Below are 10,213 nucleotides of genomic sequence, written 5' to 3'. Positions count from 1 at the left end.
ACTTACAGCCTCACGCCGGCGACGACCTCAACCCATACGCCTTGCCGTCCACGAACAGGTATTCCGCCCGCAGCACCGGCTCGCCCTTTTCCCCGGCGTACGTGAACCCCAGCACGCCCACGTTGGCGTTGGGCTTGATGGGCGCCACGCCCCAGGCCTGCATACGGGTGAGCGGCGCCAGCTCCACCGTCCAGCGCTTGTCCGTGCGGCTGGGCAGCCTGGCGTTGGCCAGCAAGGCTGCACCGTCCACGCTGGCCGATTGCGCAGGCAGCGCGCGCTGGCGCAGGTCGGCCGGCAGCGTCGGCGTGGGCGGCAGCTCCAGCACCAGTTCCGCGTGCGGGTTGCGCCAGTGCACCTCGCGCGCCGCGCCTTCGATGTAGAGGGGCCGGCTCTGGTCGAAGCTGCTCCAGCCGTGGTGGGCGCGCGCCGTGGGCAGCAGCGCACAGGCACCGGAAGCGATCAACAGTCGTCGTTTCATGTCCACGTGAAATCCTTTCCCTGCCTGGTCAGGCGTAGGCGATCCAGCGGCCGCAGAGGATGGCGGCGAGCCACAAGCCCATGGACAACAGGGCTTGCGCCCGCGCCACGCCGTCCAGCCGCTCTATGCCGCCGCGCCAGTGGAACAGCAGCGCATTGAGCCCGCCGGCCGCCACCAGCGCGAGCTTGGCGACGAAGAAGCGGTTTGAAAGCATCTCGCCGGGCTGGCTGCCGAACATCAGCAGCCCGCTGGCGGCCACCAGCGCGAAGCCGGCCACGGCCACCCGCAGCGCCAGCCGCGCCAGCGCCAGAGCGGGCAATTCGCGCGCCGCGCCCAACGCGCGCAGCTCGAACACCACCAGGCTGCCCAGCAGCAGCGCAATGCCGGTGATGTGCGCAGCTTCCAGCGCGGGATAGGCCCAGGCATGGGACTGCACCCAGGCCAGGGCGGCGGGCGCTTCGAGGGCGGAAAGGTCGGCCATGGCTTGACCTTATAGGAAGCCGCGTGGCGCTTGGCACCGCCTGCCGGTCACGCCGCCAGCCCCGCTTCCCGCACCCCGCACACCTCTCCCGTGCGCCCGGCCTCGTAGCCCGGCAGCGCCGCCACCGCGGCGCGGTAGGTGGGGGACTGCATGAGCGACAGCAGCGCCTGCAGGTCCGGCCGCCTCTCGTCGGCGGCGTTGAAGGCCAGGAAATAGCGCTCGCGCAGCAGCGGGATGAAGTGCAGGCCGAAGCGCTGCGCGGCGGTCTGCACGCCCAGCCCAACGTCGGCCATGCCGCTGGCAATGAAGGCGGCCACCGCCGCATGCGTGAATTCAGCATTGTCAAAACCCGCCACCTCCCGCGGCGCAATGCCGTGGCGCGCCAGCAGCAGCTCGGTCAGCAGCCGGGTGCCGGAGCCCGCGGGGCGGTTGACGAAGCGCAGGTCGGGGCGGCGCAGGTCGGCAACGCTGCTGATGCGCCGCGGATTGCCCGGCGCGGCGAACAGGCCTTGCGTGCGCACCGCCAGGTGCACCAGCCGATGCTTTTCGTTGCGCAGCCAGGGCGCGTAGCGCTGCGCCGCAGCAGCCTCGAATTCGCCTATGGGCACGTGGAAACCGGCCAGCTCGCATTCGCCGTGCGACAGCGCCGCCACCGATTCAAAGCTGTTGCGGTAGCGCAGCTCCACGCCCAAGGACGCCGCCTGCAGCTGCTCCAGCAGCGCCGCCACCGCAAAGCCGTGGCTGGCGTGCAGGCGCAGCGCGCGCGGGGGCACGGGCAGCGTGCGTTCGAGCTCGCCTTCCAGCTCCGAGGCCAGCGACTGCAGCAGCGGCGACAAGCGCGCGGCAATGCGCTTGTCGGCCCAAATGAGCTTTTCCGCCAGCGGCGTGAGCGTGGAGCCGCGCCCGCGCCCCGCCACCAGCAGCGGCTGGCCGAACAGCGCTTCGGCCTGCTTGATCCGCCCCCAGGCGCTGCGGTAGCTCAGGCCCTGCACGCGCGCGGCCTCGGCAATGGCGCCCGTCTCGGCGATGGCGGCCAGCAGCGCGATCAGCGCGGTGGTGTCGGCCTCGGCCGGCACGCCGCCTTCGGCCGCCGCGCCGTCGCGCCGGCCCAGCTCCCAGCGCGGTGTGATGCGAATGCGGAACATCTGGCAAGACCTTGCATATTTGATCCAGGCCACAGGGCTATCTTGCCGAGCAAGCCGGACCGGATTTCGGTTGATTGAAACATATGGCGGCTTCGACATAGCCGCCCGCAAGGAGACAGCCATGAGCAGCGTGATCCCGATCCGCCCGCTGGCGGACGCCCCGCGCCGGGGCCAGCGCACGCAACGCGAACGCCCCGTGACGGCCCAAGCGCTGGCCGACGTCGAGGCCACCACCGCCCACCTGGTGCTGCGGCGCGACTTGCTGATTGAGCACCTGCACGCGCTGAACGACCGCTTCGGCCAGTTGCGCACCGACCACCTGGCGGCGCTGGCCCAGCGCATGAAGCTGGCGCAGACCGAGGTGTACGAGGTTGCGAGCTTCTATCACCACTTCGACGTGGTGCGCGAGGACGCGCAGGGCGCCTACCCGGCGCCGCCGCGCCTCACGGTGCGCGTGTGCGAGAGCCTGAGCTGCTCGCTGGCGGGCTCGCACGCGTTGCTGGAAAAGCTGCCGCAACTGCTGGACGCGGACGTGCGCGTCATCCCCGCGCCCTGCGTGGGCCGCTGCGAGCAGGCGCCGGTGGCGGTGGTGCACCAGCATCCCGTGCCGCACGCCACGCTGGAGGCGGTGGTGGAGAAGGTGCAGGGCAGCGTCACCGCGCACGCGCCGGAGCCCTACGCGAACCTGGACGACTACCGCGCCGCGGGCGGCTACCGGCTGCTGGAAGCCTGCCGCCGCGGCGAGCGCGAGTTGGAGAGCGTGCTCGCCACGCTGGAAGACGCCGGCCTGCGCGGCTTGGGCGGCGCGGGCTTTCCGGCCGGGCGCAAGTGGCGCCTGGTGCGCCAGCAGCCGGGGCCGCGCCTGATGGCGGTGAACATCGACGAGGGCGAGCCCGGCACGTTCAAGGACCGCCACTACCTGGAGCGCGATCCGCACCGCTTCCTTGAAGGTGCGCTCATCGCCGCCTGGGCCGTGGGCGTGGAGGCTATCTACATCTACCTGCGCGACGAGTACCACGGCTGCCGCGCGCTGCTGGAGGCCGAGCTGGAGCGCCTTCACGCCGCGCCGCCCGCGGGCGGGCTGCCCACCATCGAGCTGCGCCGCGGCGCGGGCGCCTACATCTGCGGCGAAGAGTCCGCGATGATCGAATCGATAGAAGGCAAGCGCGGCATGCCGCGGCTGCGCCCGCCCTACGTGGCGCAGGTCGGCCTGTTCGGCCGGCCCACGCTGGAGCACAACTTCGAGACGCTGTACTGGGTGCGCGACCTGGTGGAGCGCGGCCCCCAGTGGTTTGCCGGCCAGGGCCGCCATGGGCGCAAGGGGCTGCGCAGCTTCTCGGTGTCCGGCCGCGTGGCGAAGCCCGGCGTGCACCTGGCGCCGGCGGGCATCACGCTGCGCGAGCTGGTCGACGAGTATTGCGGCGGCATGCTGCCGGGCCACGAGCTGTACGCCTACCTGCCGGGCGGCGCGTCGGGGGGGATCCTTCCGGCGCGGCTGGCCGACGTGCCGCTGGACTTCGACACGCTGCAGCCGCACGGCTGCTTCATCGGCTCGGCGGCGGTGATGGTGCTGTCGCAGCACGACCGCGCCACCGATGCCGCGCGCAACCTCATGCATTTCTTCGCCGAGGAAAGCTGCGGCCAGTGCACGCCCTGCCGCAGCGGCACGGCCAAGATCGAGGAGCTCATCGCCACCGACCGCTGGAACACGGGGCTGATAGCCGAGCTCTCCCAAGTCATGCGCGACGCCTCCATCTGCGGCCTGGGCCAGGCCGCTTCCAACCCCGTGGATTGCGTCATCAACTACTTCCCGCAGGAGCTGCAGCCATGAACGCACGCGTCCCGACCCCGGAACTGCAAACCCTGGAGCTGCAGCTCGACGGCCGCACGGTGCAGGCGCTGCCCGGCCAAACGCTGTGGGAAGTGGCGATGCGCGAGGGCGTGGAGATTCCGCACCTCTGCCACAAGGATGGCCTGCGCCCCGTGGGCAACTGCCGCGCGTGCGTGGTGGAAGTGGAGGGCGAGCGCACGCTGGCGGCCTCCTGCTGCCGCGCCGCGGCGCCGGGCATGAAGGTCAACATCGACAGCCCGCGCGCCGTCAAGGCCCGCGCCATGGTGCTGGAGCTGCTGGTGAGCGACGCCGGCAGCACGGACGAATACACCCGTGAGTCCGAGCTGACGCAGTGGGCGAACGCCCTGGACGTGCCGCGCGGCCGGCTGCCGCAGCGCGCGCGCAGCTACGCCGCGCCGGACCTGAGCCACGCCGCCATCGCCGTCAACCTGGACGCCTGCATACAGTGCACGCGCTGCCTGCGCGCCTGCCGCGAGGAGCAGGGCAACGACGTGATCGGCCTGGCGCTGCGCGGCGCGGCCGAGCGCATCGTGTTCGACGCGGGCGATCCCATGGGCCAGTCCAGCTGCGTGGCCTGCGGCGAGTGCGTGCAGGCCTGCCCAACGGGCGCCCTCATGCCCGCGCGCGGCGCGGGGCTGGCGGAGATCACCAAGAAGGTGGACTCGGTGTGCCCCTATTGCGGCGTGGGTTGCCAGCTTACCTGGAACGTCGGCCCCGACGGCCAGGGCGGCGAGCGCATCCACACCGTCACCGGCCGCGACGGCCCGGCCAACCAGGGCCGGCTGTGCGTCAAGGGCCGCTACGGCTTCGACTACATCCACAACCCGCGCCGCCTGACCGTGCCGCTGGTGCGCCGCCACGGCGTACCCAAGAGCCCGGCCGACATCGAGGCGGTGAAGTCCGGCGCCAAGCCGCTGAGCGAGCTGTTCCGCGAGGCGAGCTGGGACGAGGCGCTGGCGCTGGCCGCGGGCGGTTTCGCGCGCATCCGCGACGCCGCGCAACCCGGCTTCGACTCGCCGCTGGCGGGCTTTGGTTCGGCCAAGGGCAGCAACGAGGAGGCTTATCTCTTCCAGAAGCTGGTGCGCCAGGTGTTTCACAGCTCGCACGTGGACCACTGCACGCGGCTGTGCCACGCCAGCTCGGTGGCGGCGCTGCTGGAAGGCATCGGCTCCGGCGCGGTGAGCAACCCGGTGGCGGACGTGGCGCAGGCGGAAGTGATCTTCCTCATCGGCGCCAACCCGACCGTGAACCACCCGGTGGCCGCGAGCTTCATCAAGAACGCGGTGGATGCGGGCGCAACCCTCATCATCGCCGACCCGCGCCGCCAGCAGCTCACGCGCCGCGCCAAGTGGCATTTGCAGTTCCGCCCGGACACGGACGTGGCGCTGCTCAACGGGCTGCTGCACGTGATCATTGCCGAAGGCCTGGTGGACGAGGGCTTCATTGCCGCGCGCGTGCAGGGCTACGAGGCCTTGAAAGCCTCGGTGGCGGAGGCGACGCCGGAGCGCATGGCCGAGATCTGCGGCATTCCGGCGGACACCCTTCGCGAAGTGGCGCGCACCTTTGCCACCGCGCGCAGCGCCATGATCCTGTGGGGCATGGGCGTGAGCCAGCACGTGTACGGCACGGACAACGCGCGCGGGCTCATCGCGCTGTCGCTCATCACCGGCCAGATAGGCCGTCCCGGCACGGGGCTGCACCCGCTGCGCGGCCAGAACAACGTGCAGGGTGCCAGCGACGCGGGGCTCATCCCTATGATGCTGCCCAACTACCAGCGCGTGAGCGAGGCGGCCGTGCGCGCGCAGTTCGAGGCGCTGTGGCACAGCGACATCGACCCGCGCCCGGGCATGACGGTGGTGGAAATCATGCACGCGGCGCACGAGGGCCACATCCGCGGCCTGTTCGTGGAGGGCGAGAACCCGGCCATGAGCGACCCGGACCTGAACTTCGCGCGCCAGGCGCTGTGCGAGCTGCAGCATCTGGTGGTGCAGGACATCTTTGCCACCGAAACGGCGCTGCTGGCCGACGTCATCCTGCCGGCTTCGGCGCAGCCTGAGAAATGGGGCACGTACACGAACACCGACCGGCTGATACAGGTGGGCCGCCCGGCAGTGGCGCCGCCGGGGCAGGCGCGGCAGGACTTGTGGGTGATCGAGCAGCTGGCCCGCCGCTTGGGCGCGGGCTGGAACTACTGGCGCGACGAGGATGGCGACGGGCAAGCCGCCGCCGAGGCGCCGGTGGCGCGCGTCTATGAGGAGATGCGCGGCGTGATGGCGCCGCTGGCGGGCGTGCCGTGGACGCGGCTGCAGCGCGAGGAGGCGGTGGTCACGCCCGCGCCGGCGGAGGATGCGCCGGGCCAAGCCGTCGTCTTCATAGACGGCTTTCCCACGGCCGACGGGCGCGCGCGGCTCGTGCCCACGCAGTTCCGCCCCGGCGTGGAGCGCACGGACCAGGAGTACCCCTTCGTCCTGACCACGGGCCGCGTGCTGGAGCACTGGCACACGGGCGCCATGACGCGGCACGCGAGCATGCTGGACGCCATCACGCCGCAGGCGCTGGTGAGCCTGCATCCGCTGGACGCGGCCAGCCAGGGCGTGAGCGACGGGGCCATGGTCAGGCTGCAGACGCACCACGGCGAGGTGGTTGCGCGCGCGAGCATCAGCGACCAGGTGCAGCGCGGCCAGCTCTTTATTCCCTTTGCCTTCTGGGAGGCCGCGGCCAACGCGCTCACCGGCGACGCGCTGGACGCCGTGGCCAAGATTCCGGGCTTCAAGGTCACGGCGGCGCGCCTGCAGCCCGCCTGACGATGCAAAAAGCGCCGGGGCGCAGGCCCTTTGGTGCTGTTTGAGCCGCCTTGGGCGGCGCGCAGGAGCCTGCAAGGGCCTCTGGCGTGCCGCAAAAGGCGGCTTCTTCGTTATGGGATGTGACGCCGGCTCCGTCTTTGGTCAACTGAACGGGCCATGCAGGCGTTACAGCGGTTGCGCGCGCATGGGCCGAAAAAAGGCCTTTCAAACCCGTTGTTTCGTCATCTGGAAGCACGCCCCGTCTCAAGTCCCCACCTGCAGCAACGGGCGCAACAGAGAGCTTCCAAACCGGGGCGGGCACAACGGTTGCCTGTGTGACCTTCGTCACAAATGCCCCGTCAGCATCGCTGCCGGGGCTTAACTGCATCCACTTACGCCTCCAAAGATGCCGTAACGCGTGCCAAAGCATGTCGTGGCATTGTTCGTTCCGCGGCACGAACAGACGTGCAACGCAATCCATGACGACCCTGAGTGACGAGGCGTGCCCAAGCGCCACGCCTCAGTAACTCTTCGCCGAGGCCCGGAAATACATGCCCTGTGCATGTTTTCCGTGGCGTGCTGTTGACTACTCGAATGAATATCATGACCCAAAGGCAACTTTTGGCCATTGCGCTTGCATGCTCCGCTTTTCTAGGCGCATGCGGTGGAGGCAGTGACCTCCAACAGGAAAATGCCGCCCAAACCGAATCGGTTTCGGCCGTCGCGGCAAATTCCGGCACCCAACAAGCGACTGAAGCGGCCAAGGAATTGTTCGCTTCATCCAGCCTGACGGCGTCGGCGATTTCCGCCAGCACCTCCACGGCTTCCACTTCAACGTCCACCGCGGAATCGAGCACCGTCTCGGCCTCCATTTCCGCGGCTGAAACGGACACGGAGGATTCCTCCATCCGTTATGGCGCCGATGATTTTGCCCAGTTGCCTGAGCTCGACCCGCTGACCTTTGTGCGCCAGCAATACAGCGACGGCTCGTATTTGGCTTCCGCCGATTACGCCGCCGCCTCCACCGTCAAATGGAACCCCGGCCACTACGTCGAATATGGCTCCAAGGCCAGCGATTTCATGATCGATGCCGGCCTGCGTGAAACCGCGAGCATGCCTTTCGTGAAGGGCATCATGGTGCGTGCCAACTGGAGCCAGTTGGAAAAGGGCAAGGGTGAGTACGACTTCTCCCGCGTCGACCGCTACCTGACCAAGGCCAAGGCCAAGGGCAAGCGCTTGTTCCTGACGCTGGGCACCAAGACGTTCAACGGTGATGCGGCCATCCCCAACTACATGCGCACCGACCAGTACAGCGGTGGCGCCTTCCGCATCGGCACCATCATCGGCACCTTTGGCGAGAACGCGGCGCTGTACGACGACGAGGTGCGCGACCGCCTGATCGCGCTGGTCCAGGCGCTGGGCCGCCGCTACAACAACGACAACAGCTTTGAAGGCATCACCTTCAACGAAACTGCCTTTGGCCAATTGGTCCGCCCCATGAGCGACGCGCAGAAGGAGAAATTCTTCGCCAACCTCGCCAAGGTGGATACCGCCGCGCGCCAGGCTTTTCCCAACAGCGTGGTGATTCAATTCATCAATTACCCGTCCAACCTGGTACCGCCGCTGTTTGCCAATATGAAGGACAAGGGCGTGGGCATGGGCGGCCCCGACGTTTTCATCAACGACCCGGACCTCAACAAATCCGCCTACCGCTTCAATCCTGAAGCCAAGGGTATTGTGCCCATCGGCATGAAGGTGGAGTCGGATTGCTATAACGCCGTGCGCCATGGCGGTCCTTACACCCAGGTGGACGTGCGCGATATTTACCGCTTCGCCCGCGACAAGCTGTATGCCAACTACATGTTCTGGTATCGCTATACCGACCGCCACAATCCCTGGCAGGACGTGCTGAGCATGTTCAAGGGTGAAGCATTCCCCGATGGCGGTGCCGGCGGCCTGAGCGCAGCCTGCCCGTCCAAATTCGGCAACTGCGCTGCGCGCCTGCCTTAATCAGGCGATTGGCCGAGCCCGCTTTGACGGGCTCCAAAGCGTCCAGGACCGGCTGAAATGGCCCCTCCCTGGATGACAAGAAGAACACCGGCCAAGCCGACATGAGAGGGACGCGCTTGTCAGCTTTCTGTCAGACAAGCCCAGATTTCACCATACGGAATATCCAACCCTGTCGATGATGTTTGCTTTTGCAAGCGTGACCGGCAGGGTTTTGTAAGGATTACCGGTTCTTCACGTTTTCCCCGAGCCCGTTGGACAGTTCATGGAACCGTCCCGCGGGCATTTTTTTTGGGTGCCGTTTGGAGGTCTGTGCGTGGCTGTCCGGGACGGGAGCGGACCGAAGCTATGCAGGACAATGCCGGCGCCCCCGGGCTCTGGCCCGCAGAAGTATTTCGCCGCCGCTGTACCCGCCATGACGTTGCCGACCCCGCCTTCGCTCCCGCATTCCAACGCTGTTGCTGTCGTCGGCGCCGAGGACGACGTTGCGGCGCTGGCCCAGGCGCTGATCGCCTCGCGCCAGAACGTGCTGCCCAAGCGCCTGGTGGCGCCGGGCCCGGATGTGCAGCAGTTGCATCGGCTGATGCAGGCTGCGGCCGCGGCGCCGGACCATGGCGAGCTGCGGCCCTGGCGTTTCGTGCTCATCCCGGCATCGAAGCGCGCGCTGCTGGCCGACGTGTTCGAGGCTGCGCTGCTGGACCGCGACGCGCAGGCCACGGCGGACCAGCGCGAGTCCGCACGGGAGAAGGCGCACCGCGCACCGCTGCTGATGCTGGCCATCGCCCGCCTGGGCTCGGCGCAGCCGGACATGCCGGTGCTGGAGCGCATGGTGTCCTTGGGCGCGTCGCTGCAAAACCTGCTGTTGCTGGCACATGCCATGGGCTTCGGCGCCGGGCTGACCAGCGGCCAGGCCATGCAGTCGCCACGGCTGCGCGAGCTTTTCGCCTTGCAGCCCGGCGAGGAAGCGGTTTGTTTTGTGAGCGTGGGTACGGTGACGCAGCGCAAACCCATGCGGCCGCGGGCCAGCCCGCACGAGATCCTGAGCGAGCTTTAAGCCGGCGGCCGCTTCACGCGTCGCACGGCCACAGGCGGCGCAGCAGCTCATGCGCCCAAGCGGGCAACGCGTCCGCCGAGGGCGCGGGCGTCCAGAACTCGACCTTTTCGAACTCGTCGCCGGCGATGACGGCCTCGTGCGCCACCTCGCCTTGTCCACGCACGCTGAGCTTGAGCCAGCCGTGTTCGCCGGCTTCCCACTCCAGCGCGATGGCGCCGTCCGGCTCGGCGTTCACCGCCGGCGGTGGCCAAGCCGTCGCGGTGGCGGCGATGAGGTGATCGGCTTCCTCCAGCGCGATGGACGCCGGCGCGATCCAGCCGCGCTCGGCAATGAAAGGTTCGATTTCGGCCAGGGCCTTGGACAGCAGGGGTGACATGGCCGCGATGGTAGGCGCAGCGCCCGCCCACGGCTGC

8 protein-coding genes are annotated in these 10,213 nt (G+C 68.8%); 4 read left to right on the top strand and 4 right to left on the bottom strand.

Annotation, left to right across the window (positions count from 1 at the left end):
- Positions 1-10: 10 nt before the first annotated feature.
- Genes ALA01S_RS17470 through ALA01S_RS17460 form a run of 3 tightly spaced genes read right to left on the bottom strand, consistent with a single transcriptional unit; the run spans position 11 to position 2,104 of the window.
- Positions 11-478, bottom strand: a complete 468-nt coding sequence (locus ALA01S_RS17470) for a DUF6152 family protein (protein WP_066338778.1) — start codon at positions 476-478, stop codon at positions 11-13.
- Between the two features lie 28 nt (positions 479-506).
- Entirely contained in the window at positions 507-959 is a 453-nt protein-coding gene (locus tag ALA01S_RS17465) for a hypothetical protein (RefSeq protein ID WP_066338776.1), read from the bottom strand.
- Positions 960-1,006: 47 nt separating this feature from the next.
- A complete protein-coding gene (locus ALA01S_RS17460) occupies positions 1,007-2,104 on the bottom strand; it encodes a substrate-binding domain-containing protein (protein WP_066338774.1) in 1,098 nt (365 codons plus the stop codon).
- 121 nt (positions 2,105-2,225) lie between these two features.
- Here ALA01S_RS17460 and ALA01S_RS17455 point away from each other — a divergent pair, with 121 nt between their 5' ends.
- The 4 genes from ALA01S_RS17455 (at position 2,226) to ALA01S_RS17440 (ending at position 9,800) form a co-directional block, all read left to right on the top strand.
- Positions 2,226-3,935: an NADH-ubiquinone oxidoreductase-F iron-sulfur binding region domain-containing protein gene (locus tag ALA01S_RS17455; protein WP_066338773.1), complete on the top strand. Its 1,710-nt coding sequence runs from the start codon at positions 2,226-2,228 to the stop codon at positions 3,933-3,935.
- The gene (fdhF, locus tag ALA01S_RS17450; RefSeq protein WP_066338771.1) at positions 3,932-6,760 is read left to right on the top strand and encodes a formate dehydrogenase subunit alpha; all 2,829 of its coding nucleotides are present in this window, start codon (positions 3,932-3,934) and stop codon (positions 6,758-6,760) included. Before ALA01S_RS17455 ends, fdhF begins: the two co-directional genes overlap by 4 nt.
- A gap of 573 nt (positions 6,761-7,333) precedes the next feature.
- Complete coding sequence (locus ALA01S_RS17445; RefSeq protein WP_157119089.1) at positions 7,334-8,749, top strand: hypothetical protein; 1,416 nt, start codon at positions 7,334-7,336, stop codon at positions 8,747-8,749.
- A gap of 412 nt (positions 8,750-9,161) precedes the next feature.
- Positions 9,162-9,800, top strand: a complete 639-nt coding sequence (locus ALA01S_RS17440; protein WP_084267674.1) for a nitroreductase family protein — start codon at positions 9,162-9,164, stop codon at positions 9,798-9,800.
- 13 nt (positions 9,801-9,813) lie between these two features.
- Here the strand turns inward: ALA01S_RS17440 and ALA01S_RS17435 are convergent, their stop codons facing one another.
- Positions 9,814-10,176, bottom strand: a complete 363-nt coding sequence (locus ALA01S_RS17435; RefSeq protein WP_066338767.1) for a hypothetical protein — start codon at positions 10,174-10,176, stop codon at positions 9,814-9,816.
- Positions 10,177-10,213 lie beyond the last annotated feature (37 nt).

Source organism: Azohydromonas lata NBRC 102462 (assembly GCF_001571085.1).
Taxonomy (GTDB): Bacteria; Pseudomonadota; Gammaproteobacteria; order Burkholderiales; family Burkholderiaceae_C; genus Azohydromonas; species Azohydromonas lata.
The sequence above is the reverse complement of the archived record's forward strand: the minus strand, read 5'-3'. Positions and strand labels throughout refer to the sequence as shown.

Bases quoted from the DNA above. Each gene is read 5' to 3' on its own strand.
- ALA01S_RS17445 (WP_157119089.1), top strand. From the start codon at position 7,334: ATGAATATCATGACCCAAAGGCAACTTTTGGCCATTGCGCTTGCATGC.
- fdhF (WP_066338771.1), top strand. From the start codon at position 3,932: ATGAACGCACGCGTCCCGACCCCGGAACTGCAAACCCTGGAGCTGCAG.
- ALA01S_RS17470 (WP_066338778.1), bottom strand. From the start codon at position 478: ATGAAACGACGACTGTTGATCGCTTCCGGTGCCTGTGCGCTGCTGCCC.
- ALA01S_RS17465 (WP_066338776.1), bottom strand. From the start codon at position 959: ATGGCCGACCTTTCCGCCCTCGAAGCGCCCGCCGCCCTGGCCTGGGTG.
- ALA01S_RS17460 (WP_066338774.1), bottom strand. From the start codon at position 2,104: ATGTTCCGCATTCGCATCACACCGCGCTGGGAGCTGGGCCGGCGCGAC.
- ALA01S_RS17435 (WP_066338767.1), bottom strand. From the start codon at position 10,176: ATGTCACCCCTGCTGTCCAAGGCCCTGGCCGAAATCGAACCTTTCATT.
- ALA01S_RS17440 (WP_084267674.1), top strand. From the start codon at position 9,162: ATGACGTTGCCGACCCCGCCTTCGCTCCCGCATTCCAACGCTGTTGCT.
- ALA01S_RS17455 (WP_066338773.1), top strand. From the start codon at position 2,226: ATGAGCAGCGTGATCCCGATCCGCCCGCTGGCGGACGCCCCGCGCCGG.